32 protein-coding genes and 1 tRNA gene are annotated in these 25,204 nt (G+C 59.8%); 3 read left to right on the top strand and 30 right to left on the bottom strand.

Going from position 1 to position 25,204, the window contains the following annotated elements; genetic code table 11:
• Positions 1-9: 9 nt before the first annotated feature.
• Positions 10-2,274 (bottom strand): ribonuclease R, encoded by a 2,265-nt coding sequence (gene rnr, locus AC097W_RS14125; protein WP_479603258.1) that lies wholly within the window; start codon positions 2,272-2,274, stop codon positions 10-12.
• A gap of 278 nt (positions 2,275-2,552) precedes the next feature.
• Between rnr and AC097W_RS14120 the strand changes: the two genes are divergently transcribed.
• A tRNA-Leu gene (locus AC097W_RS14120) sits at positions 2,553-2,637 on the top strand.
• Between the two features lie 157 nt (positions 2,638-2,794).
• Here AC097W_RS14120 and rimO read toward each other — a convergent pair.
• Positions 2,795-4,180, bottom strand: coding sequence for a 30S ribosomal protein S12 methylthiotransferase RimO (gene rimO, locus AC097W_RS14115; RefSeq protein ID WP_479603257.1), 1,386 nt, complete (start codon positions 4,178-4,180; stop codon positions 2,795-2,797).
• Positions 4,181-4,191: 11 nt separating this feature from the next.
• Between rimO and AC097W_RS14110 the strand changes: the two genes are divergently transcribed.
• Positions 4,192-5,805, top strand: coding sequence for a recombinase family protein (locus AC097W_RS14110; RefSeq protein ID WP_479603256.1), 1,614 nt, complete (start codon positions 4,192-4,194; stop codon positions 5,803-5,805).
• A 112-nt stretch (positions 5,806-5,917) separates the two neighbouring features.
• Here AC097W_RS14110 and AC097W_RS14105 read toward each other — a convergent pair whose 3' ends face one another.
• The 22 genes from AC097W_RS14105 to AC097W_RS14000 form a co-directional block, all read right to left on the bottom strand.
• On the bottom strand, positions 5,918-6,451 hold the full coding sequence (locus AC097W_RS14105) for a hypothetical protein (RefSeq protein WP_479603255.1): 534 nt from the start codon (positions 6,449-6,451) through the stop codon (positions 5,918-5,920).
• Entirely contained in the window at positions 6,448-6,975 is a 528-nt protein-coding gene (locus AC097W_RS14100) for a glycoside hydrolase family 19 protein (RefSeq protein WP_479603254.1), read from the bottom strand. The genes AC097W_RS14105 and AC097W_RS14100 overlap by 4 nt, the downstream gene beginning before the upstream one ends.
• 3 nt (positions 6,976-6,978) lie before the next feature.
• Positions 6,979-7,299 (bottom strand): hypothetical protein, encoded by a 321-nt coding sequence (locus tag AC097W_RS14095; protein ID WP_479603253.1) that lies wholly within the window; start codon positions 7,297-7,299, stop codon positions 6,979-6,981.
• Complete coding sequence (locus AC097W_RS14090; RefSeq protein ID WP_479603252.1) at positions 7,296-7,706, bottom strand: hypothetical protein; 411 nt, start codon at positions 7,704-7,706, stop codon at positions 7,296-7,298. The genes AC097W_RS14095 and AC097W_RS14090 overlap by 4 nt, the downstream gene beginning before the upstream one ends.
• Positions 7,707-7,716: 10 nt before the next feature.
• Positions 7,717-8,115: a hypothetical protein gene (locus AC097W_RS14085; protein ID WP_479603251.1), complete on the bottom strand. Its 399-nt coding sequence runs from the start codon at positions 8,113-8,115 to the stop codon at positions 7,717-7,719.
• Positions 8,112-8,582 carry a hypothetical protein gene (locus tag AC097W_RS14080; protein WP_479603250.1) on the bottom strand — a complete coding sequence of 157 codons (471 nt, stop codon included), beginning with the start codon at positions 8,580-8,582 and terminating at the stop codon, positions 8,112-8,114. Before AC097W_RS14080 ends, AC097W_RS14085 begins: the two co-directional genes overlap by 4 nt.
• A 9-nt stretch (positions 8,583-8,591) precedes the next feature.
• The gene (locus AC097W_RS14075; RefSeq protein WP_479603249.1) at positions 8,592-9,158 is read right to left on the bottom strand and encodes a gp53-like domain-containing protein; all 567 of its coding nucleotides are present in this window, start codon (positions 9,156-9,158) and stop codon (positions 8,592-8,594) included.
• A gap of 32 nt (positions 9,159-9,190) precedes the next feature.
• Entirely contained in the window at positions 9,191-9,781 is a 591-nt protein-coding gene (locus AC097W_RS14070; protein ID WP_479603248.1) for a YmfQ family protein, read from the bottom strand.
• Positions 9,772-10,824, bottom strand: a complete 1,053-nt coding sequence (locus tag AC097W_RS14065) for a baseplate J/gp47 family protein (RefSeq protein WP_479603247.1) — start codon at positions 10,822-10,824, stop codon at positions 9,772-9,774. The genes AC097W_RS14070 and AC097W_RS14065 overlap by 10 nt, the downstream gene beginning before the upstream one ends.
• Positions 10,817-11,272, bottom strand: a complete 456-nt coding sequence (locus tag AC097W_RS14060; protein ID WP_479603246.1) for a phage GP46 family protein — start codon at positions 11,270-11,272, stop codon at positions 10,817-10,819. Before AC097W_RS14060 ends, AC097W_RS14065 begins: the two co-directional genes overlap by 8 nt.
• A gap of 5 nt (positions 11,273-11,277) precedes the next feature.
• Positions 11,278-11,841 carry a phage baseplate assembly protein V gene (locus AC097W_RS14055; RefSeq protein ID WP_479603245.1) on the bottom strand — a complete coding sequence of 188 codons (564 nt, stop codon included), beginning with the start codon at positions 11,839-11,841 and terminating at the stop codon, positions 11,278-11,280.
• Positions 11,838-13,079, bottom strand: a complete 1,242-nt coding sequence (locus AC097W_RS14050; protein ID WP_479603244.1) for a phage baseplate assembly protein — start codon at positions 13,077-13,079, stop codon at positions 11,838-11,840. The genes AC097W_RS14055 and AC097W_RS14050 overlap by 4 nt, the downstream gene beginning before the upstream one ends.
• The gene (locus AC097W_RS14045; protein WP_479603243.1) at positions 13,076-14,269 is read right to left on the bottom strand and encodes a DNA circularization protein; all 1,194 of its coding nucleotides are present in this window, start codon (positions 14,267-14,269) and stop codon (positions 13,076-13,078) included. Before AC097W_RS14045 ends, AC097W_RS14050 begins: the two co-directional genes overlap by 4 nt.
• On the bottom strand, positions 14,269-15,927 hold the full coding sequence (locus AC097W_RS14040) for a phage tail tape measure protein (RefSeq protein WP_479603242.1): 1,659 nt from the start codon (positions 15,925-15,927) through the stop codon (positions 14,269-14,271). The genes AC097W_RS14045 and AC097W_RS14040 overlap by 1 nt, the downstream gene beginning before the upstream one ends.
• Before the next feature lie 122 nt (positions 15,928-16,049).
• A complete protein-coding gene (locus tag AC097W_RS14035; RefSeq protein WP_479603241.1) occupies positions 16,050-16,379 on the bottom strand; it encodes a phage tail assembly protein in 330 nt (109 codons plus the stop codon).
• Positions 16,376-16,735: a phage tail tube protein gene (locus AC097W_RS14030; RefSeq protein ID WP_479603240.1), complete on the bottom strand. Its 360-nt coding sequence runs from the start codon at positions 16,733-16,735 to the stop codon at positions 16,376-16,378. Before AC097W_RS14030 ends, AC097W_RS14035 begins: the two co-directional genes overlap by 4 nt.
• A 42-nt stretch (positions 16,736-16,777) precedes the next feature.
• The gene (locus AC097W_RS14025) at positions 16,778-18,286 is read right to left on the bottom strand and encodes a phage tail sheath subtilisin-like domain-containing protein (RefSeq protein WP_479603239.1); all 1,509 of its coding nucleotides are present in this window, start codon (positions 18,284-18,286) and stop codon (positions 16,778-16,780) included.
• Positions 18,287-18,292: 6 nt separating this feature from the next.
• Positions 18,293-18,463 (bottom strand): DUF2635 domain-containing protein, encoded by a 171-nt coding sequence (locus AC097W_RS14020; RefSeq protein ID WP_479603238.1) that lies wholly within the window; start codon positions 18,461-18,463, stop codon positions 18,293-18,295.
• 45 nt (positions 18,464-18,508) lie between these two features.
• Positions 18,509-19,102, bottom strand: coding sequence for a phage tail terminator protein (locus AC097W_RS14015; RefSeq protein WP_479603237.1), 594 nt, complete (start codon positions 19,100-19,102; stop codon positions 18,509-18,511).
• A 2-nt stretch (positions 19,103-19,104) separates the two neighbouring features.
• Entirely contained in the window at positions 19,105-19,572 is a 468-nt protein-coding gene (locus AC097W_RS14010) for a hypothetical protein (protein ID WP_479603236.1), read from the bottom strand.
• Positions 19,572-19,925 (bottom strand): head-tail adaptor protein, encoded by a 354-nt coding sequence (locus AC097W_RS14005; RefSeq protein ID WP_479603235.1) that lies wholly within the window; start codon positions 19,923-19,925, stop codon positions 19,572-19,574. Before AC097W_RS14005 ends, AC097W_RS14010 begins: the two co-directional genes overlap by 1 nt.
• A gap of 2 nt (positions 19,926-19,927) precedes the next feature.
• Complete coding sequence (locus tag AC097W_RS14000) at positions 19,928-20,503, bottom strand: head-tail connector protein (RefSeq protein ID WP_479603234.1); 576 nt, start codon at positions 20,501-20,503, stop codon at positions 19,928-19,930.
• 325 nt (positions 20,504-20,828) lie between these two features.
• Here AC097W_RS14000 and AC097W_RS13995 point away from each other — a divergent pair, with 325 nt between their 5' ends.
• Positions 20,829-21,284, top strand: a complete 456-nt coding sequence (locus AC097W_RS13995; protein WP_479603233.1) for a hypothetical protein — start codon at positions 20,829-20,831, stop codon at positions 21,282-21,284.
• 498 nt (positions 21,285-21,782) lie between these two features.
• Here AC097W_RS13995 and AC097W_RS13990 read toward each other — a convergent pair whose 3' ends face one another.
• The 6 genes from AC097W_RS13990 to AC097W_RS13965 form a co-directional block, all read right to left on the bottom strand.
• Positions 21,783-22,187, bottom strand: coding sequence for a hypothetical protein (locus tag AC097W_RS13990; protein ID WP_479603232.1), 405 nt, complete (start codon positions 22,185-22,187; stop codon positions 21,783-21,785).
• Positions 22,184-22,639, bottom strand: a complete 456-nt coding sequence (locus AC097W_RS13985) for a hypothetical protein (RefSeq protein WP_479603231.1) — start codon at positions 22,637-22,639, stop codon at positions 22,184-22,186. Before AC097W_RS13985 ends, AC097W_RS13990 begins: the two co-directional genes overlap by 4 nt.
• Positions 22,640-22,674: 35 nt before the next feature.
• Complete coding sequence (locus AC097W_RS13980; RefSeq protein WP_479603230.1) at positions 22,675-22,911, bottom strand: hypothetical protein; 237 nt, start codon at positions 22,909-22,911, stop codon at positions 22,675-22,677.
• A 78-nt stretch (positions 22,912-22,989) separates the two neighbouring features.
• Entirely contained in the window at positions 22,990-23,412 is a 423-nt protein-coding gene (locus AC097W_RS13975) for a hypothetical protein (protein ID WP_479603229.1), read from the bottom strand.
• 69 nt (positions 23,413-23,481) lie between these two features.
• On the bottom strand, positions 23,482-23,814 hold the full coding sequence (locus AC097W_RS13970; RefSeq protein ID WP_479603228.1) for a hypothetical protein: 333 nt from the start codon (positions 23,812-23,814) through the stop codon (positions 23,482-23,484).
• 79 nt (positions 23,815-23,893) lie between these two features.
• Complete coding sequence (locus tag AC097W_RS13965; protein WP_479603227.1) at positions 23,894-25,147, bottom strand: phage major capsid protein; 1,254 nt, start codon at positions 25,145-25,147, stop codon at positions 23,894-23,896.
• Positions 25,148-25,204: the final 57 nt, after the last annotated feature.

The raw sequence follows: 25,204 nt of genomic DNA, 5'->3' as shown, positions 1-25,204 counted from the left end.
ACACCCGGCTTAACGGCGTTTTCGGGGCGCCTTTTTTTGCGGGGCCGCTAACTTGTCCTGGGTTCTGGAAGTCTTCGGGCCTTTGCCAGTTGTGCGCTTGCGTGATTCCGCCATGAAAGCAATGGGTTGGCTATCCGATTGCGAATCGAATCGGTCCGCCGACTGTGCGCGCGCCTTCGTATCCCGCTGCCCGCCTTTGTCCGCCACTGGGCGGCCCACAAGCCCTTCGCCCTCTTGAACCAGGCGAAAGTCAATTTTGCGACCGTCCAGATCAACACGGCTCACCTGAATACGCACACGGGTACCAATCGCGTAGCGGGTCCCGGTTCTCTCTCCGCGCAACTCTTGTCGCGCTTCATCGAACCGGAAATACTCCCCTCCCAGTTCAGTGATGTGCACCAATCCTTCCACAAACATTTCGTCCAGCGTCACGAAGACTCCGAATGTCGTAGCAGCAGTCACCACACCACCGTATTCTTCGCCGAGGTGCTCTTTCATGTATTTGCACTTCAGCCAAGCCTCCACGTCCCGACTGGCTTCGTCCGCGCGGCGTTCATTGGCACTGCAATGCAGCCCGGCGGCCAGCCACGCCATACCCTCGGCATTGGTTTTTTTCGGTGCCAGAGTCGGTTGACCTACTTTGGAAGCCAAACCTTTTTCCAGGCGACGAGCCAACTTGGCATGCGCCTCCCCCGGTGTTGGCAAAACGGGCAACTGGTATCGCGTCTTCGCCAGAACGGATTTGATGACCCGGTGTACCAATAAATCCGGGTATCTACGGATGGGGCTGGTGAAATGGGTGTACGCGACAAAAGCAAGGCCGAAATGCCCGCTGTTCGCCGGCGTATAAATTGCCTGCTGCATGGAGCGTAACAACATGGAATGAATTTGTTGCGCGTCAGGCCGCCCTTTGGTGGCTTCGGCAATCGCCTGAAACTCACCCGGTGTCGGATCGTCGCTGATCGTCATACCGATACCGGTTGCCTTGAGGTAACTCCGCAAGATTTCCTTCTTCTCAGGAGTCGGGCCTTCATGCACGCGGAACAAGCCAGGGTGCTTGCTTTGCGCAATAAAGTCAGCGCTGCACACATTGGCAGCCAACATGGCCTCTTCAATCAAACGGTGCGCCACATTGCGGGTGCGCGGAACAATCTTTTCGATTCGTCCGCTCTCATCACAAATGATTTGCGTCTCAGTGGTCTCGAAATCCACGGCACCACGTTTCTGGCGCGACTTGAGGAGGGCCTGATACACACCATGCAAATTAAGCAAGTCACCCACACGCTCTTTGCGTTTGATTGCTTCAGGTCCACGGGTATTGCCGAGAATCGATGCCACCTCGGTGTAGGTAAAGCGCGCATGACTCCACATTAAGGCGGGATAGAACTGATACGCGCTGACTTCGCCCTCAGAGGACACGAACATGTCGCAGACCATGCACAGACGTTCCACCTCCGGGTTGAGAGAGCACAAACCATTGGACAACTTTTCCGGCAGCATCGGAATGACACGACGCGGAAAATACACGCTGGTTGCGCGGTCATAGGCATCCACATCAATCGCTGATCCAGTCTCGACATAGTGACTCACATCGGCAATGGCGACCAATAGCCGCCATCCCTCGGCTGCGGATTTACCCCTGCCCTTGGTGGCGGGTTCGCAATAGACCGCATCATCGAAATCGCGTGCGTCTTCACCGTCAATGGTTACCAGCGGGATGTCGGTGAGATCAATGCGATCGACCCGATCCTGCGGACGCACCTTGTCAGGCAGGGTCCGAGCCAGCGCAATACATGATTCGGAGAACTCGTGCGGCACGCTGTACTTGCGAACGGCGATTTCAATCTCCATCCCCGGGTCGTCCACCTCACCCAGCACCTCTTTGATGCGGCCAACCGGCTGCCCAAAGAGCGCCGGTGGTTCCACCAGTTCGACGACAACCACCTGCCCCACTTTTGCAACACTAGTGGCCCCTTTGGGAATCAGTACATCCTGCCCATATCGCTTGTCTTCAGGTGCCACCAGCCAGACGCCACTTTCCTGCAGCAGCCGCCCAATAATGGGCTGGGTCGATCGCTCGATGATTTCAACAACACGCCCCTCAGGTCGCCCTTTGCGATCACTTCGAACGATGCGAACCTTGACCCGATCCTTGTGCAGCACCGCACGCATCTCGTTTGGGGGCAAATAGATATCGGGCGCGCCGTCATCACGAGACACAAATCCATGACCATCACGGTGGCCCTGAACTATTCCCTCGACTTCATCCAGCAAGCCGCTGGTCTGGCTAATATTTTTGATAAAGATGCTCTCTTTCCTGAGACGCCCAGGCGGCGGAATGGGTAGATTAACCAGCAGTTACGCTGGTAACACCCTACCCATACTATCCGCCAAGCACTGGAAATAATTGGTAGTTTCAACAACTCGATTCCCGCGCCAATCGACTGGCAATGACTGCGGTAACCGCAGTAGATGATAGGGTTTCCCGATGGCAGATTTGTTTCCGTAGCATCAAATATGCGCTAAAAATTTCGGCTATAATTTGAAGCGTTGCCCGGGTGGCGGAATTGGTAGACGCATACGGTTCAGGTCCGTACGCCGCAAGGTGTGGAGATTCGAGTTCTCTCCCGGGCACCACCATCATACAAAAAGCCTGTTACGAAAGTAACAGGCCTTTTTCTTTGGTCGCAGCGCAATGTACACAGTGCATCCACTTGTACACATGTATATCTCTTGAGTAGCCGCTGATCTTCAGCGGCTACTTTGAAGGCAACCTGCGGTACTGCAACCCCAGCTATATCGGCATTGCAACCAGATCGTGACCTTGCGCGCCCACAATACGGGCCCGGGTAAATTCTCCCACTTTCAGTGTCTTGCTGATTTTCTCAGGCGGCAATAGTCGCACCACGCCATCAATTTCCGGGGCATCTGCGTAGCTGCGGCCAATTCCACCCTTTTTACCCATACCCGGCGCTGAATCAATCAGCACCTGCATGGTGGAGCCCACCCGGTTTTGAAGTCGCGTGGCAGAGACTTCTTCCGCCACAGCCATGAAGCGTGCGCGGCGCTCTTCCCGAAGTTCGATGGGCAGCATGCCTGGCAGGTCATTTGCAGTGGCACCCTTGACGGCACTGTAGGCAAAACAACCTGCACGGTCAATTTTTGCCTCACGAACAAAGTCCAGCAAATGCGCGAATTCTTCTTCCGTTTCACCTGGAAAACCCGCAATAAAGGTGCTGCGAATAACGATTTCTGGACAGGCATCACGCCATTGCTGCAGGCGCTCCAGATTGCGCTCCCCGCTCGCAGGGCGTTTCATGCGGCGTAGCACATCCGGGTGGCTGTGCTGCAGAGGCACATCCAGGTACGGCAACACCTTGCCCGTAGCCATTAGAGGGATGATCTCGTCCACACTCGGATAGGGATACACGTAGTGCAGACGCACCCAGGCACCATAAGGCTCAGCGATTTCCCCGAGCGCTTGCACCAACTCCAGCATGCGGGTTTTGATGGGTTTGCCGTCCCAGAACCCAGTTCGGTATTTCACGTCCACACCATACGCAGAGGTGTCTTGACTGATCACCAGCAATTCCCGAACGCCACCTTCGAACAGCGCGCGAGCTTCTGTCAGAACATCTCCGATAGGCCGGGAAACCAAATCGCCCCGCATGGACGGAATGATGCAGAACGTGCAGCGGTGATTGCACCCTTCGCTGATTTTCAGATAGGCATAGTGCCGGGGCGTTAACTTGATCCCTGCAACGCCAAAACTGTTGGGCACCAGGTCCATAAACGGATCATGTGGTTTGGGCAAATGAATATGCACCGCATCCATCACTTCTTGCGTCGCATGAGGTCCAGTCACCGCCAGCACCTTCGGGTGCATTTGCAGCACCAGATTTTGGCCATCGTCAGCCGCTTTGGCGCCCAGGCAACCCGTCACAATCACACGCCCATTTTCGGCAAGCGCTTCGCCAATGGTGTCCAGGCTCTCCTTGATTGCATCGTCAATAAAACCACAGGTGTTAACGATCACCAGATCTGCGCCCTGGAAGGTTTTCGAGGTCTGATACCCCTCTGCACTGAGTTGGGTCAGAATTAGCTCGGAATCGGTCAATGCTTTGGGGCACCCAAGGGATACCCAACCTATACTCGGGATTTTGTTCTTAAGTTCTATCATAGGGGCGTAGTTTGACAGGTCTTGTTTATAGTTACACGCGGTTTAGTGATCCGCGTCAGGCCACAGGGCATAGTAGTGAGCGCCAGATGGCCTATGCCGCCAAGTGGGCGGCTGAACATGGGCTGCTGCTGGACGATAAGCTATCGCTGAGAGATGAGGGATTATCCGCCTACCACCAACGCCACATCAAATCCGGGGCTCTAGGAGTCTTTTTGGTCGCGGTAGAGCAAGGCCGAATACCCCATGGGTCCGTACTGGTGGTGGAAGGCCTTGACCGCCTCTCGCGGGCTGAGCCCATCCAGGCGCAGGCACAACTGGCGCAGATTGTAAATGCTGGCATCACAGTAGTCACGGCGAGCGATGGGAAAAAGTACAGCCGCGAACACCTCAAAGCCAACCCGATGGACCTGGTGTATTCGCTCCTGGTCATGATCCGCGCCCACGAAGAGAGCGACACCAAGAGCAAGCGTGTCACGGCCTCAATTCGAAAACAGTGCGAAAACTGGATTGCCGGAACGTCTAAAAATGTGATCAGAAACGGGAAAGATCCCCTTTGGCTGCAGCGTGTCGATAACGAGTGGCAGCAGATACCCGACCGGGTCATAGCCGCCCGAGAGGCCATCGCGCTCTACAAGCGCGGGTATGGCGCAACAGCCATCATTAAAAAACTGCAGCAAGACGGCTTGTCGCTGACTGGCGGAGGGCCGCAGACACTGCAAATCTACCGACTGATCAAACAGCGGGGGTTGATTGGTGAAAAGGAGCTGGAGATCGATGGAGAAAAATTCCAGCTGCAAGGCTACTACCCGCCCATCCTATCGGCCAGCGAGTGGTCCGAATTGGAAGCAATCGCCAACGGCCGCGCCAGACGACAAGGTAAGGGCGTTGTTCCCCACATCCTCACCGGATTGGGCATCACGGTGTGCGGATATTGCGGCCGCGCCATGGTCGGGCAAAACATAGGCACCCGCAGAAAGAATGACAGCGACCCTATTCAAGACGGCTACAGGCGTCTGCACTGCACCAGCAACTCCCACGGCGGATGCAACGTGTATGGGTCAACCTCGGTTGCCCCCTTCGAGCGGGCGCTAATGGCCTACTGCTCGGACATCGTCAACCTGCAGGCACTGTACGGTGCGGATCGTTCTGCAGGACCACTGGCGGCCCTGCAGAACGCCAGGCAGCAGCTGGCCGACGTGGCTACCAAGCTGGAGCGCCTGACCGATGCCATGCTGGCCAGCAGTGAGGGCGGAGTGCCGGCCACCTTCGCCAAGCGAGCACGCGAGCTGGAAGCCGAGCAGCAGCGACTGGAGGCCACCGTCCAGGCGGCTGAGCGCGATCTAACGGCGACGGCTCGCACTGACATCAAGGGCACCGATGAGGCATGGAAGCGCCTGGTGGACGGCGTGGAGGCCCAGGACTACGATGCACGCCTGCAGACCCGCCAGCTGGTGGCCGATACCTTTGAGCGCATCGTGATCTACCACCGGGGCACCCGCCCATCCCCCAAAGGTGACAAGGGCCCAATGGACATGATGCTGCTGGCCAAGGGGGGCACGGCCCGCCTACTGCGCATCGATCGCGCGGGGAAGCTGATCATGTCCGAGAGCCTGGCCGGCGCATAGGCACAAGCGAAAAAAAGCCCCCCACCCCGTGAGGGATGGAGGGCATAAAGGCCGTGAACCTTGGCACGGCAGGAGACAACTGAAAATTGTCAGTTTGCACAATTTCGCAAACTCAAGGGATCGACCTCACTGCGTAGGCGTCTGCACGGCAGCTGGCGTAGGCGACGTTGATGGTGTCGGCGTCTGCTGCTTGTCCGAGAAGAAATTCAGTAAGCTGTTTTGATAAAAGCCCACCGGCTTCGGCAGGGTCTGCTGTACGACCACCGGGGGCGGGGGCAGCTTCACCTGGGGCGCTACCACCACTTGGCCCACATCCAGAGGCCTGGACTGCATATGGGTCGCGCAACCGCCCAGAGGAAGTAGCGAGAGTGCGTAAACGGCTAGACAAATCAGCAACTGTCTTCTGATGGGTAGCATCTTGTAACTCCTGGGTATTTTTGAAATCCTGCAGGGCCTGTTCGGCGGTGCGGGTTTTGTTGGTCTCGATGAGAAGCTGGCCAGCGGCCTCGCGCTTCACTTTCTCGATGGCCGCGTTGTCCTCGGCCCTGGCGCGGTCGTAGCCGCGCCCCTCGATGTACTGCTCGCCGAAAAACAGCGCGGCCAGCAGCGCCACCACGACGGCGATCTTTATGAGGATGTCGGTCATGCCAGCACCTCCTTCGCCGCCTCATACAGCGCTAGGCGCTCGTCATAGCCGTTGAGTCCACCGTTGATGCGTCGAGTGACGCGCATGAAGTCGCCCACATCGGCCAGCTCGTTCAACCCATGTTCTTTCCAAAACCAAGCAGCTGATCGCGCTGCCAGCTCGGGGGTGGACAGTTGCTCGGGATCGGCCATCAGGTCAATGCCCAGCGCATCGCCTACTGCCTGAAAATTGGACCGGCCAGTGATCTGAATCAGCCCACGACCACGGAACTTGAAGCCGTCGCCCGCCTCAGTGTTTCCCAGATCGGTGCGGCCCTCGTAGTGAGACTGGGCCAGTGTTGGGCCCCAAATCTCCACCAGCCAGTGCAAACCACCAGACTCATGGCCCACTTGCGCCAGGAATGCCGCCTGTCGCTCGGGGGTGTTGATGTCAAACTCAACCATAGCCGCTTCTATGACGGCCTGAAACTCGGAGGCACGGTCAATCCGCGCACCGGTACATTGCGCAATTTCTGTGGGTGTCATGGTTTATCCTTCTTTGACGCGGGTTCGGATGATCAGGACAGCAAACCCCAGCAGCACGGCGGTTTCTGCGAATGACGGCGCTTGATGCAGCACCATCTGTGATGTGCTTGAGTGCACACCCATAGCGCCCAAGATGGGCGTGGCTACAGCGCCACCGGCACCGATGGCAAGGAAGCACCAGGCCAGCGCCTTGAGGCCGTCCACGATGCGGTCGTGACGGGTCAGGCCCGGTGCAAACGGCGTGGTGCGCTCCAGCTTGTTGAGCGCCTCGGCCAGGGCGATGAATCCGGCCAGCCAATGCAGGATCTGCAGCGACGTGGTCATTGGTTGGCACCTCCTGTGGGAGCCGGTGGAGCACCGAGCCTCAAAATGAACATGAGCAGCACCCGCTGGGCAAATCCCCCTACGCCAAAGGCGGCGCAGAGGAACATCGGGTCCGGCAGGTTGGCCACCAGCAAGGCAAGCGGCGTCAGGTAGCCCGCTGTCACGCTGCTGGCCACCGCCACAAACATGCGCTTGAAGGTGGTGCGCAGCAGATGCTGCCAGGTGTCACCCTCGCTGGGAACGCTGTTGAGCAGGATGATCGCCACCAGGCTGCCGAAGAAGCCCGCAATGAGGATGTCCGCTCGCAAGCCCAGCGGCACCCCGAAGGCGGTGATCATGGGCACGGTAAGTCCTGCAGCGGCGTAGGTAGCAACCGCCGCTGCAGTGGTTGTAGTTGGCTCTGGCATCTGTGCCCTCTCAGCGTTTTGAAAGGGCATAGAGCCCGTATGTGGTGTGCTGGCCGGTCTTATCGAAAGGCTCCAGGAAGCGGCCGACAACTTGCACCGCCAGCGCCTTGCGCCACCCTGCGCCTGTACGGATCAGGTCATCCATGCGGGCACTCAAGAAGCCGCGATCAAGGGACGGCGGCTGCAAGAACAACACCGTGCCCCAGGTGATGTTGACCCACACATCCATCGGCGCACCGACAAGAAAAAGGGCCATTGCGATGGCCCTTAGTGGAGTGGGTATGGAACCCTGCGTTTTCTCTCGCCCCAGTATCCAGTACAGCGGCACGAAGATCAGCCACAGCAAAACTGGAGCCACCAGGGTAAACAAGCCCAGATTCGTCCAAGTCAAATAGGCCATCCAGTTCATGGCTGCACCCCGTTGAAGGCGCTGGCGACATTCGCAGGCGCTGCAGCCACCACAGCCAGCCAGGCAGCCGTGAATGCGGCTTCGATGTCGGCCTGTGTCTTGGAGCCACTCAGGTCAATGTCGGGCAAGACCTTGAGCATGTCTTGCAGGCCGCTGATTGCCATAGCCGTGGTCGTGTCACCGCTGGCCAGCGATTGAGACTGGATGCCAGCCAGCGTGGCGAACACGGGAACGCGCATGGTGCGGACCTTGGTTTTTGCAGTCGCAATCAGGTCAGGCAGCGGAGTAGGCACTGGGTCGGTCAGTACCGGCGCACCGTTGGTGTCAGCCGTAATGACCTTACCTACCGACTGCCCAGCCAAAATGGCAGCATACGCATCGGTGGTGATTTCAATGGCATCGGAAGGGATGTCGTCACCGTGAATTTCTGAAAGATAAAAGCCCTTGGTGGATTTTGAGTAAAGCATTTTTTTCCTTTATTTTCCGATTGCAAACCAGTATTTCGATTCAACGGAGGCATAGTTGTTTTGCAAGTTGTACTGCGATGCCGACACAATCCCGGCGCATACAGTCTGGGTGCTACCAGGCGTCGAAGTGCTCGCAACGATTGCAAAGCAGGCGGTTGGAAACGCTATCGGGAATGAATAAGTCGTAGTGGTTGAGCCCGCAATAGATTGATTTCCCCATTGAATAATCAGCCCACTCGGCAGCTTCTGGTAGCCACTGCCAGAGAGGGATGATCCAGGGTTTACAAATGCTGTGGTCGCTACTTTAGTGCTGCTGTCATTGGTCGCTTGAGTCTGGAATACACCAGCTGCACGAAGTGCCTGCAGAAGCTGCGTAACGTCCCCCTGTGCGGGCGTCAAACCAGCAGCAACCAGCACACCTCGAATCTCCTCCGTCATCATGTGATACCAGTACGGCCCCGGCTTGGTGGCCGGTGTGCCGGTGCCCGGGTTACCCGAAGTGGGGTAACCAATTGAAGGGCTGCCAGGCGCGGCCGGTGGGCTGGCCGAAGACCCGGATGAAAAAGCACGATCCATGTCGATCTCTCCTGTAATAGGTTGGTGGTGGGTTAGGTGTAGCTGAATAAAACGGTTGATTGCGCAGGTGCCAGGCGCCTGATGACGCACTCCAGCAGGCTGTTGCCCCAGATGGCCAGTGCGTCGTCCACGGTGCTGTCCACAGTCAGATCCGTGACGGTGTTGAGCGCGGCATTGACCTGCCAGGCGAAGTTCCAGGCCGCATCAAACAGGTAGCAATTCACATCGTCATTGACCGAGTGCTGCTGGAATTCGGTGATCGTGATGGCATAGCCCAAGGCCGCTGCCACACCGATGAAATAGGCGGGCGAGGCCCCACCGAGCGTAGTCAAGCGCCCAATGAGCGCCGAGCGGCGCTGCGCCACGGTCTGGTCGCCGCCAAAGGCCACGGCGCAGGCATCAGGCAGGCCTGCCACACGCTCCCAGTCGCTGAAAAGCTCCGCCACCGTGCGAGGGTCTGCCTCTTCCACCAGCTGCAGCACGCGGCCGTCTACGCGGGCCAGCTCTTGCGCCAGGCCGTTGAATAGGTGGGTGATGAACGAGGTGTCATCGCTGGACCAGGCCGGACCCGGTGGCAGGAGCGCCTGCAGCTGCTGCAGGTAGTCCGAACTAGTCAGAGCCATGTGATGGCCCCCATCGTGCTCATGTTGCCGGTGGTGCTCACTACGTTGGCGACCGGGCTGGTAAGGACGAAGTCGGTCTCACCAGCGGCGCTGGAAATCGCCGCACGGATATGGCTGAGCAGCAGCGTGCCGCCTGGTGTGGCTTCCCGCAGCAGCAGGTCCTGCAGCTCAGCCAGCACAGCGGCCTGCACCGTGGTCGTGGCGGGCACCAGACCGCTGATGGTGAAGTTGAGCGGCACCGCAGCCGGGGCCACCACAGTGCACTGCGCGGTGACCGGGCGACGTGCGTCGATGTAGGCCTGCACAGCGGCCACCTCGGTGCTGTCCGGGATGATGAGCGATCCGCTGCCGTCGTTGTCGCGCACGAAACGCACAGTGACCGTGCCAGCGCCCAGCTCTTGCGCATACACCCAGGCGCGCGTGACGCCCGGCACTGCCAAGGCCCAGGCCACGTAGTCGGTGGAGGTACCACCTTGTGGCGGCTGCTGGATACGGGCCAGCAGCCGGGCACGCAGCGCGTCGTCCGTTTCTACGTCTGCACCGCCACTCAGCAAGCCTGCCGTCGCGGTGGACTGCACGCCGACCACCGGCGAGACCAGCGCCAGGATCTGCCCGGTGGCGCGATTGCTGGCCGCTGCAGCCACCACCGCCACGACCGGCGCGGTGGCCGTGGGTGCGGTCACCGTGGCGTCTGCCGTGGTCTGGTACTGCACGCCATCAAGCGCCTGCAGCAGCGTGCCGGAAGCTATTACCGCACCGGCCTGGACCGCGAAAGTCACGGTGCCAGTTGATGCGGCCGCAGCCTTGCGCGTGAGGCCCCAGATCGAGCACCAGCGCTCCAGGTATTCCACCGAGGCGGTGTCATAGATCACCTGGTCAGAGAGCCAATCGATGAAGCCATACAGGCCGTGGGCGACACCGCCCATCACGCGGGCAAACACCTCGGCATCGGCCCGACGCAATACATCGTCAGTGGTGAGGCGCGACAGCACATCGGTGCGGACGCGCTGCACCAGGTCAGCCAGAGCGGGACGGCTATACATTGAGGAACCCCCATACATCGGTAAATCGGATGTCCACCGGCACCGTGCCGTCAGACTTGTAAATGCGCACACCAATCGCCAGCGTGGACAGGCCTTGACGCTCTGTGCGGACGTCTACACGCGCCGCCACGCCGTCATCCACCAGCCAGGCCAGCGCCTCTTCGGCATACTCCTTGGCAAGCGCCACCGTCTCAGGCAGCAGCTTGGAGCGGCTCAGCAGCCAGAGCCGCGAGCCGATCCGGTCGTTGTCCACCGTGGCGAAGGTGTCCCCCCACCAGCCCATGCGCCCAAAGTTGTCGGCACTGCCGGGCAGCTTGTCGTCCGGGTTGGCCCGCCGCCAGGTGAACAGGCTCATAACGACAGCACGCACCAGCGGCTGCACCGATTGCAGGCCGAGCGAGACTGTCTGGCCATCCAATTGAATGGTCAGTGGTTGGTCGTTGATCATGGTTTTTAGTTAGGTGCGCCGGTATTACCCGCGCCGGTTTGAACGCCGGAGTGCGTATGCGTAATGCCGGACTTGCCGCCGAATGTGACGTTGGTGGTGCCCACCAGGTTGGGTGCGGTCACCGTGGTGCCTGCTGTGATGCTTCCAGCCACCTGCAGGTTGCCGCTCATGGTGACCAGCGGGCTGGTGATCTGCGCCTTGGTCTGCGCGATCACATCGAGCGTGCCGTCTGCCTTCAGGTGCACCTTGTTGCCATAGGCATCGTGCAGTGCCACCTCGCCATCCGCCAGCGTAGTGAGCCGGTAGCGCCGGTCTGCCACCACCACCGTGACGCCATGCGAGCGGTCGCCATCAAAAAACAGGGTGACGTGCTCAGCACCGGCCAGCGGCTTGCTGGTGAAGCCAAACGGCTCGAAGTGCTCCACGTTGTCCTTCTGTTCGTCGGACATCAGGCGCAGCTGCAGCGTCTGCATCTTGGTGGTGGACTTCACCGCGCTCACGGCTCCCCGGCTGACCAGGTTGCCCAAGCGGCGTGCGTAGGGCCCAAGCAGTTTTGCAAACTCTTTCATTTCATATCACTCCATGCGGGTCCACCGCCTTTTTGCGATTTCTTGAGCTTGCCTGCCTTGGACACATAGCCGTCTTGCGGGCCGACGCGGATCTCGGTGCGCAGGCCCTGGCTGTCCATTACCCAGGCCGCCTCGGCGATCACCATCTCGGTGTCAAAGCCGATCACCTTGTCGCGCACGCGCACCAGCTGATTGGGCAGCCACAAGCTGCCGTCAGCCTGCCGCCACCCAGCCAAGGTGTACGACGTCTGCAGGGCCTGCGCTGCGCGGTGTGCCCGCTCGTAGTCAGCGCGGTCCTGGCACGTTCCCTCATCAGCTTGGCCAGACTGCTTGATGACCAAGATGCGCATGCGTTTGGCGCGGGCGTCTGCCGTGATGGCGGTCTCGCCTGTCACCGTGGTGGTGCTCACGTCAGAGGCATCGCCCTCCTCTTCTGACACGTCGCTGGCGTAGGTGTCATCGGTACCAGCGCGCTGGCCCTTCACGATGTACTGGCTGAAGACGCCTTTGTAGTCCAGATCCGCACTGCCTGCCATTACGTTGACGCCCAGCTCGATGGCAGTACCGGCCCGCCCTGCACTACCCACGTCGATGAACACCAGATCGCCACGCTCGTTGTCTGTGCTCAGCACATGGCGCAGGCGCATCATGCGGTCGATGCTCTCGAATACGCTTTCGCCCACTTGCACCTGGTGGTCACTGATCACGCGGCCGGTGTCGGTCTCGGAGATCACGCGCACGCCATAGGGTGCCGCAAGCGCTGCAGCGATCACTTCGAGCTTGAGGTTGCGCCACTGTGCGGCTGACTTGGAAGGCGGGGCGATCACATTGGGCTTCTTACCGTCCGGGCCGATCACGTCGCGCCAGGAGCCGCCACCGGAGCCGATGGCCTTGCCGGTGGGCATAGGGCAGCAGTCCACCAGGTCAGCGGTCTTGCTGCGGCCCTTGACGCCCACGCTCACGCTCTTGCCGTCGTATTTGATGGGGGTGGCGTCCACGTAACCGGTCATCACCAGATCCGTGCCGATGTACACCTGGCACGCATCGCCGGGTTGAATGCGCCGTGGCACGTTCGTCTGCCCCGGCCAGCGGTCGGTTACTTCCAGCTCGAAGTCCCGCGCCTGGCGCTCGATGCCCGCGCTGATGCGCACGGACTTCCAGCCGCCATACTCGGCCCCGCCGACAACCAGGCGAACGCGGTTGATGGTGGGGTTGGCGGTATCTTGTGGATCACTCATCGTGTCAGTACTCTCAGTGGCACGGGTGGCACAAAGCCGGGGTGGCGCACCCGGTTGCGTGTAACGATATCGGTGGCGCGGTTAGCGTCTTCATACAGGTCGTATGCAAGCGCCAGGGCGGGCATAGTCTCAGATGGCGTGGTGGTGGTCAGGCGGGCACTATCACGGGCTCGGGTGGTCAGGTCGCGCCACACAGTCCCGCGTGCGTCGACCAACGCGGTGAAAGCAGTGTCTGACGCATTCAGCGCCTCGGCATCCAGCGCACTGGCAATAAAGCTGCGCAGCGCCACCGTGTCGTCATGCACGCTTGACGCCGTGAAGCTGGTGGCACCCACCGCTTGCGCCAGGATCACCTGCCGAGCCAGGGAGTTGACGGCCTTGGTGTTGGTGAAGGCCTGCTGCCGCGATGGCGTGTAGGTCACCGGCACATAGGGCGGCGTGAACGCGTTGTGCTGGCTCAGGCGCACCAGTGCGGTAGACAGCGCGGCCCAGCGGTAACCGGTGTTGATGTAAGGCGCAATGCCCAGGAAGCCCACAATGCCCCAACCCAGCGACGTGGGCGAGGCCAGCAGGCTGATGGCGCTCTGTAGGTAGCTCGCAGCCCGGTTGGCATAGCCCAGCGCCGCCAAGCCTGGCACGCTGCCACCGCTCACCACACCGAACAGCGCCGTGATGTCAGCCGTGGCCTGCGAGGTCACAAAGTCCTGCACCTTGGCCACCGAGAAGCTGCTGGCAAAGTCGGCCACGGCGGCAGTCTGAATATTCTCGGCTGCAATGCGCGAAAGCGAGGGAGTGGAGTCACCCGCTACCGGAAACTCCAGCTCACCCGACTCAACAAACGACAGCGTGAAGCGCGCCTGCCCGAGCTGTGCATTAAACGACACACGGGCCATATCCTTCTGGCTGACCTTGAGCGTGCCAAACCACGGATGCACCAGCGTGGCAGTGCCTGCCTGCTCCAACGCAGCCAGCAGGCGGTTGGCCTGCGCCACATAGTCAGGCCCCACCACAAAGCCGTCAAACGACAACTCGCGCGCGGCGCGGCCCAGGTCTTCCACCCAGGGCGTGTCTCGCTGCGGATACTCATGCAGCTGCGTTCGACGGCCCACACCCATGTCGGTGCTGTCTACCTGAAACGGCACGCCACGGTAGCTGGCAGGGCGTAGGCTCTTGGAGAGTTTTTCGGCCATTACGGCATTCCTGTTGCGAAGGAGTTGATGCCCATATCGAGGTTGATCGGCATGGTTCCGCTACCCAATTTATCTACCCGTGCGCCCTGCGGCATGCCATCAAACCTGATGGTGACTTGCCCATCAACCCGGCTTTTTGCCTGGGGAGCGACCAAGGAGCTGCGACCACCATTCGGGGCGGCATTGCTGCCTGAGGGCGATGCGCCTGCGGCACTGCTGCCGCCAAAGATGCTGCCCACCGAATGGGCCAGATCAGAGGCCCAGCCCACGATTGCCTGGAACTTGTCACCAATCCAGCCAAAGAAGTTGGTAAACCAGACCTTGAGCGTGCCCCAGTTTTGGTAGATCAGCACGGCCGCAGTGGCAAGGCCCAGGATGATGCCTAGCGGGTTAGCCAGCAGCGCAGCACCAATGCCTCGGACCGCCAGCGTGACCATTCCCATGGCACCGCTGATAATGCCGCCCGCTGCCGCAGCCGACGTGCCAACCCAGGCGAACGCAGCACCAATGGCACCGATAGGGCCAGCCGTTGCCACGGCGACCACTGCCAGGCGTGCCATGCTGAGGAGCCCCGCATTGCCCGCCACATAGGCTTGTGCCGCCATCACCACGAACGCAAGACCCGCCTTAACCACGCCCGCCACGATGCCGTACAGCGCCGCAATGGTCTCGATGTTCATGTACAGCACCAGGGCGATCAGCGCATTCTTGGCACCGCCCACCATGTCCACAAAGCTGCCAAAGCCTTTGACCAGGTCACCCACGCCCTGCAGGATGGCCTTGAAGTCGATGGTCTTGAGGTAAGCGCCCAGATCTTTGGCCATCTTGGACACGTCCTGCGCAATGAGCTGCTTGTTCGCTGCAAACCAGTCCACCAGGTCTTTGATCATGGGCTGCAGCACCGGCACCAGCGCCTTGGCGATGGTGTTGGAAAAGCCCTTCAGGACAATGTCCATGTCCTTCATGGTCTTGCCGAATTCGACGGCACCTTTAATGTCATTCGCGCTCATCACACCTTTGAGGCGCTTCATCCGCTCCAGGCTCTCGCTGATGCCCTCAGAGCCTTCCATGAGCATGGGCAGCATGGCTTGATACTGCTTGCCAAATACAGCCATGCCCATAGCGCCGACCATGCCGCTGTCTTTGTTGCGAGCAAACCCATCGGCCAGCTCGGGCAGCAGGTCGATGCCGTCACGGATATGACCATTGGAATCGCGCATATTGATGCCCAGACGCTGCATAAGCAAGGCCAGGTCTTTGCTTTTACCATTGGCTGCCTTACCCATATTGATGCTGAGCTTGCCCATTGCCACTTCCAACGACTCAGCGCTGATGCCAGCCTGATCAGCAACATACTTCATGCGCTGGTACTGCTCTACAGACATCTGTGCCCGCAGGCTGCCCCGATAGATGGCCTCGCCCATCTCGCCAAAGCCCTGAACCGCGTCCTTGATTTTGGCGATGCCAAAGCCTGCCAGCAGACCAGACATTGCCGCAAAAGGCAGCCCAATCTTGCCGCTCAACTTGCCCGCAGAGCTGGCCACATCGGACAGGTATTTGCGGGTGTCCTTGGACATGGCGTTGACGGTTTTAAGCGCGCCAATCATGCTGTCCGCTTTTGCAGAAATGACTGCCTTGAGTTGCCAGTTGTCAGCCACGTTTTACTCCTCAGATTGAGCTTGTCTCAGCTCTGCAATGCGGCGGGCCTGACGTTCATACGCATCGAAGCGTTCCAACGTCAGGCCCAAGATGACGGCAGGGTCAACCCGCCAAAAATACGCTACGTCGAAGACGGTGTCGTTGAAGTCGGCGTCGTTTCGCCACCGCCACTGAAGAAAAAACCCATCACCGCGCCTTGCAGGCTGGTGAAGTCGCCCAAAGACAGCGCCTTGACGCTGGACAGCGGAATAGCACCCAGGCGCATGATGTATTGGCCGATGACTTTGGCGCGAATTTCAACCGCCACGCTTTCACCATCGGCAGTAGGCACCAGCAGCTGGGGTGAGCCCACCTGCATGACATCGTCCGCAGTGGGTTCGCGCAAAGTGATTTCGCTGATCTCTTCACCGTGGGCGGTAATGGGCTTAGCCAGTTTGATGGTGATGCTCATTGCCATTGCCCCTTGGTGCCGCCAAATTCCAGATCTACGGTGCCCTCTTCGCCCTTGATGGTGGGCTCACCCTTGATGAAGGCGCCCGACAGGGTGTAGACCTTGCCGTTGGACAGCTCAGCAGTCACGGTGATTTCGGTATTGGTACGCAGGGCTTCCAGTGGGAACGACGGCATAAAAATAGCCGTCACCTTCACAAAGGGCTCCAACGCTGTTTCCTTGTAGCCCGCGGGGCCCGCCATGCCCATGACGGTTTCCCGTTTGACGTCGACCAGCGGCACTTCAATGCCGCCTGACACCTCAAGCTGCTCGCCGTCGCATTTGATGTAACAAATGCCAGCAATACGTTTTGCCATGATTTTTTTCCTTTCAAAGGGGGGCGCATGGCCCCCCGGTTGTTATGCGTTGGAGGCGTATTGAAGCCTGAATTGTTGCAACACGGCGAACACTCTGAGCTGGTTGACAAGGTCAGGCGGCAGCAGCACATCCAGCCGGTTCGGGTTGGTGGCGTTGCGCTCGACGATCAGATACTTCTTGAACAGTGCGGCGTTCTCCACCAAGCCCAGCAGCTCCATGTCGGCGTACTCCGCAATCAGCTCACCCTTGATCACGCTGGGCGTGACGATGGCCTGGCCAGCGCCGAAGCGGGTGCCATCGTTGGCCAGTTTGTGGCGCGGGTACTTATTGGTGATGCGGCTGCGCAGGCGGCGGGTGATCTCGGTGAGCTGGTGCAGCGTCTCGCTGTCCAGGTAGCTTGGATCTGCCTGACTGAATGCGTTTTTCTGGTACGTGGTGATGGCACGTTCCACACGCAGCACGCCGCCCGACACATAGCTGGTGGCAATGCCGTAGTTGAGCAAGCTCTGGCGCTCGGTCAACAGGAAGCGCTTGCCTGCGCGGGGCACCAGCACGCCGTTGAGCATGGTGGTCTGCGTGGGGCGGGCCACATCGCTATTGAGGCACACCGCGTTGGCTGCACCATAGGCTGCGGCGTATTCCCACAGCGGTGTTGGGCAGTCCAAATCGATGCCCGCAATAGTCTGGTGCGGGTCGTTGCGTAAGGCACCGGCCGTGGTGAGAGCGCTCAGCGTGCCACGCAGGGTGGTGTACACATGCCCATAGACCTGACGGCTCCAGCTCCAGCGGCCAGCGGCGTCGCCGTATTCAGCCAAAAAGGCATCCAGGCTGGTGCTGTCGTTGTAGGGGTGGATGACGTAGTCATATTCATCGTCGCCCATGGCGGTGATCACGCCAGTGGTCAGCGTGGGGTTGGTGGTGCCGCCCGTGAGGAAGTTGCTGCCGGTGTAGGCCAGCGCAATGCCTGCAGGCAGGGCCTGGCCACCGCTGAAGCCACGGAAGCTGTCTTGCACGTTGATGTCGTTGCCGGTGGGGCCTTTCCAGCGGGCCGTCAGGGTGACTACGCTGGTTGCCACGGTACTGGTGACCGGCAAATCGAGCGAGGCATTGACGGCCGTGTTGATGTTGGCTGCGATCGCAGTGGCGGCATCGCCGGACGCCACTGCCACGCTGACCAGCTGGCCACCGATGTACAGGCCGATGGTGCCCGATGCCGTGGCCGGGCCGGTGACCGTGATGGTGCCGGTGGCGGCAACACCCGCGCCCGCGTCTGCAACCGCAATGCACCAGACCTCACCAAAGGGGTCTTGCGCACGGTAGGCGGCATGCATGCGGGCCAGCATGGACCCTGTGCCAAACAAGGTCTTGGCCTGGTCAGTCGTGCTGACGATGGTCGCGGCATTCACAGCCTGCGTACCTGCTGCGAGCTTTTGCCCGATCAGCAGTGCCCGCTTGTTTTGCGTGAAGTACCCGGCTTGGGTATTGTCCATTTCCGCATAGAACAGCGGTACCCGGACATTGGCGGGGATGTTGTTAAACGACATTGGCATGACTGATTACTCCTTGCTTTGCTTGGATACGGGTTGAGGGCTGGCCTCGACCACATCGCCATCGGAGATGCGGCGCTGCCAGTACTGGGTGGGCTCGACGTTGCGGCCTTCGGGCGGAAGGACGTCACCACGGTCCGGGTCGGGCACTTGCGTGCCCTGGGTGGGCTTGAGAAACATGGGTAGGTCTCCAGGGGGTTAATGGGGAAGCGGGGGGTTAAAAAATCAGGTCGGCAGGTTGCCGGTTTTGGGAAACACGAAACCGGACTCGATGCGGCCATCCGGTGCAGGCGTCTGCACCATGTTGGCATCGTGCGGGTCAATCGCATCGACTTTGAGCGTGCCGCCGTCAAAGTGGGTGAGCGTGGCCAGGTAAATCTCTTGCCAACCGTCAGAGGGTTCGATCTCCATGGCTGCGGCAAAGTCAAACTGGTACCAGAGCCGGGCGCGGTCCATGGCCAGCAGCTGGCCGCCCTGGTAGGTGATGCCGTCATACCGGGAAGCTGGCTGCCAGCCTAAGAGCGAGGCCCACAGCACGCTGCGGATGGCATCGATGGTGTGCACGCCGCCCTGCCCTTTTTCATCGGCCACGTTGCTGACTGCCACGACCACGGCAAAGCTGTCTTGCAGCATCTGGCGCACGCTGTTCATGGCCATGGACTCGCCGGGGTTGTCATCCAGCGGAATGACAAAGGCACAGGGCACGGGCAGCGCGGCGTTTTCTTGCAGCTGCTTAAACTCTGCCGCGCCTGCGATGTAGGTGCCAAACGTGGCACCGGCCCGCGTGCGTAGCGCGGAAATAATGGGTTCGAGTTGCATGGTTAACGGGGCACTAACGAGTCTTTGAGGGCTGAGCGGATCACGCTGCGAACGGCATCACGCTTGTTTTGCAATGCATCGACCATGAAGTTGTTGCGCTTCTTGATTGATCCGTCCAAGCGCCCGTAGAACAAGATGGCAGGATAAAAAAAGTTTGCGGCCATGCCCGCCTTACTGAATGTGCGAGGGCCGACTTTGATCCAGCCATCCTGAGTTCCCTTGGTAATCACTCCAAGAGAACGCTTGAGGCGACCTGTCACAACACCGGGGTCTCCGCCAGGCGCAGAAATCGCCCGACTAGACACCAGTCGCCGCGCTTCTTGAATAACTCCTCGTGCACCACCACGCAGCGCCTTGCGCATCGCCTTGCGGTCGTAATCAATCGTTTTATGGAACTCAAGGCCAACTTCAATACGGCCAAGGCCCATATCGTTGCCAGATATAAATTTCGCTTTGTTCATCTTTGCCATCAAATCGCTCCCAGGTCTTTTGCAGTGATGCGGGTGAATTCGTGCAGGTCTTCCACGTCGATGGTGTCCAGCACCCGGTACCGGCGCGAGGCGTACTCGATCACATGGGCTGCAGTGAAGTCGGCCGGTTTGGTACCCGAGGCCCAGCGCACCCAAAACAAGTCGGTGGGGGATTCGTCGGTGTTCATGCCGGCGCGGATGGCGATGCTGTGGATGGGCTCTTTTTTGGCCCATCGCCAGATGCCTGCGCTGAATGTCTGGTCCACACCAAACTGGGCGTTTGGTACATCGATTTGCAGGCGGATCAGGATGCGGCGGGTGAGGTCGCCAGCACTTGGAATCTTGGCTTCCATAGTCACACGCTCCAGACTTTGTAGCGATCGAGCAGCCGGTCAGCAAAGCCCAGCGACAAGAGAGCACCTTTTTCAACGACTTCGGACTGGCGGTGCAGGTACATGGAACCCACCTGCAGCTTGATCCAGGACTTGATGCTCTCGGGCACATTGGCCGCCGTGGCGTAGCCGGCCACGTAGCGCAGGGCTACTGCGTTGATCTGGTCTCGGCTGGTGGGCCAGGCACCGCTGTAGACCGGCACCACGTAGGCGTTGCCAAAGTCGTTAGTGCTGTCTAGCGTGTACAGGTTGTTGGCCAGCGTTTGCTGCGCACCGGTAATGTCCCAATATTTGAGACTGGTGATGCTGGCAGCGGGTACGCGGGTTAGCTCGAATGCACTGGGGAAGGCGTCCAACGTCAGCTCCCAGGTCTGGGGCATAAGTGCCCGGCCGGTGGCCTGCTCGGCCATTTCAGTAGCCGCCGTGATGTAGGCGGCGATCAGCGTGTCTTCATCCGTCGTGTCCACACGCAGGTGCAGCTTGGCGTCTGCCAGGCTGAGGGCCGGGTCGGTCGCTGGGGTGATGAGTTTGAGGGCCATATTGACGTAAAAAAAAGCACCTTGCGGGTGCTTGCGTTTGCTGTGTGTCGGCTATCGCGCCGGTCTGCTTCCTGTCTGTACCCTCGCAGGGCGAGTGCTGTCTGCTGCCATCCTCGCAGGGCGAATGCTGTCTGCTGCCATCCGTCTACCTGCCATCGCGCCGGGTATGTACGCCTCAAAGACGCCTGCATAGGCTATTGGCAAGCCAATAGAGCCGACAGCCGATGCGCCTGCCGGATATGCACGCGCCGCGCCGGTTGCTATCACGGTGCCGATATAGCTGAGCGCCTGCACGCCAGATGGCTGCACAGTGGCTGCACCTGATATGCCAGCGCTTACAACTGGCGTTCCGACTGCCGATGCCGCCTGTACGCCTGCCGGGAGTGCCGTCGCGGGTATTGATGTGCCGCCAAATGCTGCTGGCGTGCCAACGTTTGCTGCTACTGATACGCCCGCGGGCATTGCGTTTGCCGCGCCCGTAGCAGAGGGAGTGCCTACGCTTGCCGTTGCCGATACACCAGGCGGCGTGACGGTGGCAGGTATCGACGTGCCACCCGTTGCGGTAGGCGCTCCGACTGATGCCGCGGCGCTAACGCCCGCTGGTGTAGCGAGTGCCGCACCTGTTGCTGCTGGTGTGCCGACTGATCCGGTAGCGGATACGCCGATCGGGATGACGGTTGCGGACCCGCCTGCCGAAACGGCATTGATCGGAATACCCTGTGCGGTGTACGGATTGCCTGAGGCCATTGTCCAGTTCAGCGAGCCCGTGCTGAAACTATAGCCGCCTGCGAACAGTTGGCCAGAGGCTGACCTCGTGCCAAGAAGCGTTGTATTGGCTCCTGCCACCTGTGAGCCTGCCGTACCGTAGGTGTTGTTCATCGCACCGAACAGCGCACCGTTGGCCGGGCAAGTCATGCTGCCCGTGGTTGCGGAGCCGCCACTTCCCGTTGCCGATACTGCTGTTCCTACAGGCGTGGTCTGATCCACCCCAGTCCAGTCTGATACTGCGGCAACCGTCGCGCCATAGCCTGACAGTGCGAACGACAGGGTATTGGCACCGGTCGCTGGCGCTACCAGACTCCACATTTTCAAGCTGCCTGTCGTGCCCGAGTTGGTCATCGACACGCCGTTGTACGCGGCGGAATTTACCGTTGTGCCGAAGTTAAAACTTTGTGCGAGCAACAGCCGGTTGGCACCGCTTGAAGCCGTATAGGAAAACGATACCGTGGTGCCGGAATTTGTGCCCGATAAAACGCCAGTATTCAGCGCGACGGCCATGCTAGATCACCACATCAGTGTGCGGCACATCAAGTTGCGCCTTCAGACTGGCATCCACGCACAGCACTCCGCCAGTGACTTCCCACTCGGCAGGCGTCAGGCGCATCAACGAGACAACCACGCGGCCTGCAGACTGCACCACACCGTAATTCACTACAAGACTGCCGTCAGGACAGGCCACGGCTTGACCGGGCTTGCAGGGTCGTGTAGTCACTATGACGAGCCCCGTGTCCCACTCTGCATCTGTGCAGGCGACGGGTTTTGCGACAGTGCCGCTGGCAATACCACTGGCCTCTGCCGCCAAAATGGCAAACTCGCGGTTGATCGAACCGTCCGAGTTGACGACTGTGACAAGCCCCCACTTCGTAGACAGGTCGGTAAGCTCAAGTCCGGTCGGGATGTTCATCGGTAAGACTCCACCCACTCAGCCGAATCCTGCACAATCTTCTCGTTCACACGCACCCACAGCACGCCATCCTCGTCGCGCTTGGTGATCGGTGGATCAATGCGCTGGCCGGGGTTCTCAATCGACAGAGCTTGCGGCATCTGGTGGGCGTAGATGCACTGGTAGCGCGTGCCGTCCTCCAGCGCACGAAGTGTGTGAAAGCGGCCTTTCAGGATCAAGTGCCAGTTAATTTCATCGTCGGCACGGATGACCACGACCTTATCCACGGTGGCATTGAGCGGGTTGCCGTCAGCATTGACCTCGGTTGCGGTAAGCAGGCTGATTTCAATCGCGCCGTGCGTGACGAAAGTAGGATGGTCGAAGTTGTGCCGGTGACCCAGCACGACCTCATCTTTTTTCATAAACCCCTCATTGGGTTGGCGAATGTAGACCGGCCCGCAAATGAATTCCATGTCAGTCTCCTTTTATGCACTCAGCGCCGTAGAGGTCAGCGAGTAGTGTCATGGTGTTCTTTCACATCACCCCAACGCACGCGGCCACGAAAGAGCGGCGGCGGGCAGGTTTTGAGTTTTGGGTCGAGCGGTACATAGCTGACGATGCGCCCGCGTTCCCCGTAGAGAAAGTGCGGGAACATGCCCCAGTGGCTCTTACGAACCAGCAGGTAGCCGCGCCAGCGTCGACGCCAGAACAGCGCAACAGAAAAGAAGAGGCAGTTCGAGCGCATGGCATCACCCCAGCAACTTCCACGCCACAGCAGCGCCTAAAGCGGCCATATAGGTCAACCAGAAATAGCCTGCGGGCGTCATGCGATCCGAACCAATCCAGTAGCAGCCGCAGGCGCAGGAAGCTGAACCGTGAAGAGCGCAGCGGTAGAGGTGGCGCTAGTGAACTTGACAACTGCAACCGCTTTGTTTGTCTTGCTTGAGTTGTAGATCAGTGCCGTGTCAGCCGTGATCGTAGCCGCGGCCCATGCCGGGTCGGTTGTCCAGTCAAGAATGGCCGTATCGGTGTCAAGCGTCACCGAAAACCCAGTCAGCGCCATGCCGCCTACCGTGTAGCCGGCTCCAGTAATCTCGCCGATTGCGGTGTAGGCCGTGGTAGCTTTGCTCAACGACGCAGCAGCATCGGTGTACAAAGCGATCTTGTAAACGTCTGCTGCGGTATGGGGCGTCATCGCCAGAATCTCTTGCTTGAAGCTGTTGCAAAGTGCTGCGGTGGTTGCCATGTTTACTCCTGAAAATTTCTGTGGAATGCGCTACGGGGTGCAGCGCATTGCGCAACATTTGCGGGGTGTTTAGGCTGGGTCTTTCAGGCTCAGTGCATAAGCGACTGCGGCCTTGTTGCTGTCCACCTGGCCGCCTTCTTCGGCCTGCTTGGCGGTATCAGCAGGCAGGCTGACAACATCGTCGGGCTGGCCATGGGCACAGGCCACCAGCACACGCACCTTGACAGACTTGGCTTTGGACACAGGGGCCTGCGGCTCGTCGGCCAGCTTGGCCAGGCCTTGGGTTAGCAAGGGCTCAGCGGCATCGGGGGTTACATCGAATGCAGCACCTTCAAGAATTTCGGCAGAGTCGGCGGCGATGACGCCAGCAGCGATCACGGCCAGGGCAATGAGTTTGGTCATAGGGATTTAGGGATGGAGTTGAAGTACCACCAGGTGCAGGCTGGTATGCCTGCACCTGGTGAGGACTGGGCGCGCTGGATTAAGTGGCGCTGTGCTGGTACAGCTTGACGCTGTTGACATCGAGCAAGTTGCCGCCCGTGCGGGCCCATGCCAGGAAGCCGACTTGGCCGAGTTTCATGTAGGCCGAGTCATCAAAGCGGAACATCGTCACATCCATGGCGTCACGGATCAAGTACTTGCTAAAGTTGCCAAAGGCCAGCGACTTGGCATTGGCAGCGGGAACGGCCAGGTCGTTGTTGAGGTAGGTGGGGTAGCCCAACAGCATATCGGTGAACTCGCCCGCAATGCCTGCGTCGTAGTTGGGCGTCCAGATGGGGCGGCCTGCGGTGTCCTTGATCTTGCGAATCACGCGGCGCATGGTTTGCGAGAACATCCAGCCGGGTGCAGCACCCGACAGGTCTTGCGCGGTGCCAGAGTGGGCCAGGTAGGCGGCGTCCAGGCTGTCAATCATGTCGACCAGGTCGTCATAGATGATGGTGAGGGTTTGTCCAGAGAGGCCGATCTTGCCTACGCTGGCGGCAGTGACCAGACCGTTGGGGTCCGTCGCGCCGCCACCGGTGGTGAAGCCCACATTGCTGATGCGCCCAATGCGGTCTGCCAGGCGTTTGAACACCATGGCCTGGATGTCAATCTGGCTGTCTTGCAACAACTCGATCGGTACCGCGACCACTTTGCTGGATGCCTTGAACACGTTGACGGCCACAGTACCAAAGGTGGGGTCGGCAGAGGTGGCTGTGGTGTTTTGTGCGATCCACTCGCCGACTTCCGATGTGCCATCAGAGGTGGGGTAGCTCAGCGGGTTGCCCTGGTCGGTAGTGATCTGGCTGGAGACCTTGCGCATGAATCCGTAGGCCTTGAGCAGGTCCACCAGTTCTTTGGCAACCACACTCTGCATGGTGTATCCACCTTGGGCCGCCGTAGTGGTGCTCATGGTGTTGCGAACGGCCAGGGCTTCGTCCACAGTCATGTCCTTGAACGACTTGCGCAGGAACACGTTGAACGCCTTTTGCGCATCGGTCAGCGGCTTGCCATTCTTGGCATTGGCGGCGATGTTGTGGTCGCCGGCATCCGTGAAGTTTTCATCACGGTCTTTTGCAATCATGGTTTCATGGGCGGTGATCTGGCGCTGGGTGCGCTCAGCATCATCCATGTGATTGTCAAAAGTTGCCTGGTCTTCCTTGGACCAGGTCTGCGAGCCTTTGTCGGCCAGGAGGGCCTTGGCGGATTTGTTGGAAGCTGCGAGGCGCTCCCGGAGTGCTTGGATACTGCTCATTTGATTTCCTTGTAAAGAATGAGACGGACATAAAAAAAGCCGCTGAATTCAGCGGCT

It is taken from the genome of Rhodoferax sp. GT1R46 (assembly GCF_056521285.1).
This window is presented reverse-complemented; position numbering and strand designations above follow the sequence as displayed.

Coding starts and splice junctions, on each gene's coding strand:
- AC097W_RS14080 (WP_479603250.1), bottom strand. CDS start 8,582: ATGCTTTACTCAAAATCCACCAAGGGCTTTTATCTTTCAGAAATTCAC.
- AC097W_RS13985 (WP_479603231.1), bottom strand. CDS start 22,639: ATGGAATTCATTTGCGGGCCGGTCTACATTCGCCAACCCAATGAGGGG.
- AC097W_RS14085 (WP_479603251.1), bottom strand. CDS start 8,115: ATGAACTGGATGGCCTATTTGACTTGGACGAATCTGGGCTTGTTTACC.
- AC097W_RS13980 (WP_479603230.1), bottom strand. CDS start 22,911: ATGCGCTCGAACTGCCTCTTCTTTTCTGTTGCGCTGTTCTGGCGTCGA.
- AC097W_RS14100 (WP_479603254.1), bottom strand. CDS start 6,975: ATGACACCCACAGAAATTGCGCAATGTACCGGTGCGCGGATTGACCGT.
- AC097W_RS13975 (WP_479603229.1), bottom strand. CDS start 23,412: ATGGCAACCACCGCAGCACTTTGCAACAGCTTCAAGCAAGAGATTCTG.
- AC097W_RS14065 (WP_479603247.1), bottom strand. CDS start 10,824: ATGTATAGCCGTCCCGCTCTGGCTGACCTGGTGCAGCGCGTCCGCACC.
- AC097W_RS14070 (WP_479603248.1), bottom strand. CDS start 9,781: ATGGCTCTGACTAGTTCGGACTACCTGCAGCAGCTGCAGGCGCTCCTG.
- AC097W_RS14035 (WP_479603241.1), bottom strand. CDS start 16,379: ATGAGCATCACCATCAAACTGGCTAAGCCCATTACCGCCCACGGTGAA.
- AC097W_RS13970 (WP_479603228.1), bottom strand. CDS start 23,814: ATGACCAAACTCATTGCCCTGGCCGTGATCGCTGCTGGCGTCATCGCC.
- rimO (WP_479603257.1), bottom strand. CDS start 4,180: ATGATAGAACTTAAGAACAAAATCCCGAGTATAGGTTGGGTATCCCTT.
- AC097W_RS14075 (WP_479603249.1), bottom strand. CDS start 9,158: ATGGATCGTGCTTTTTCATCCGGGTCTTCGGCCAGCCCACCGGCCGCG.
- AC097W_RS14090 (WP_479603252.1), bottom strand. CDS start 7,706: ATGCCAGAGCCAACTACAACCACTGCAGCGGCGGTTGCTACCTACGCC.
- AC097W_RS14050 (WP_479603244.1), bottom strand. CDS start 13,079: ATGAGTGATCCACAAGATACCGCCAACCCCACCATCAACCGCGTTCGC.
- AC097W_RS14045 (WP_479603243.1), bottom strand. CDS start 14,269: ATGGCCGAAAAACTCTCCAAGAGCCTACGCCCTGCCAGCTACCGTGGC.
- AC097W_RS14105 (WP_479603255.1), bottom strand. CDS start 6,451: ATGACCGACATCCTCATAAAGATCGCCGTCGTGGTGGCGCTGCTGGCC.
- AC097W_RS14015 (WP_479603237.1), bottom strand. CDS start 19,102: ATGCAACTCGAACCCATTATTTCCGCGCTACGCACGCGGGCCGGTGCC.
- AC097W_RS14020 (WP_479603238.1), bottom strand. CDS start 18,463: ATGTTTCTCAAGCCCACCCAGGGCACGCAAGTGCCCGACCCGGACCGT.
- AC097W_RS14055 (WP_479603245.1), bottom strand. CDS start 11,841: ATGAAAGAGTTTGCAAAACTGCTTGGGCCCTACGCACGCCGCTTGGGC.
- AC097W_RS14095 (WP_479603253.1), bottom strand. CDS start 7,299: ATGACCACGTCGCTGCAGATCCTGCATTGGCTGGCCGGATTCATCGCC.
- AC097W_RS14000 (WP_479603234.1), bottom strand. CDS start 20,503: ATGGCCCTCAAACTCATCACCCCAGCGACCGACCCGGCCCTCAGCCTG.
- AC097W_RS14060 (WP_479603246.1), bottom strand. CDS start 11,272: ATGATCAACGACCAACCACTGACCATTCAATTGGATGGCCAGACAGTC.
- AC097W_RS13990 (WP_479603232.1), bottom strand. CDS start 22,187: ATGAACATCCCGACCGGACTTGAGCTTACCGACCTGTCTACGAAGTGG.
- AC097W_RS14025 (WP_479603239.1), bottom strand. CDS start 18,286: ATGCCAATGTCGTTTAACAACATCCCCGCCAATGTCCGGGTACCGCTG.
- AC097W_RS14010 (WP_479603236.1), bottom strand. CDS start 19,572: ATGGCAAAGATGAACAAAGCGAAATTTATATCTGGCAACGATATGGGC.
- AC097W_RS14030 (WP_479603240.1), bottom strand. CDS start 16,735: ATGGCAAAACGTATTGCTGGCATTTGTTACATCAAATGCGACGGCGAG.
- AC097W_RS13995 (WP_479603233.1), top strand. CDS start 20,829: ATGCCAGCGCTTACAACTGGCGTTCCGACTGCCGATGCCGCCTGTACG.
- AC097W_RS13965 (WP_479603227.1), bottom strand. CDS start 25,147: ATGAGCAGTATCCAAGCACTCCGGGAGCGCCTCGCAGCTTCCAACAAA.
- AC097W_RS14005 (WP_479603235.1), bottom strand. CDS start 19,925: ATGGAAGCCAAGATTCCAAGTGCTGGCGACCTCACCCGCCGCATCCTG.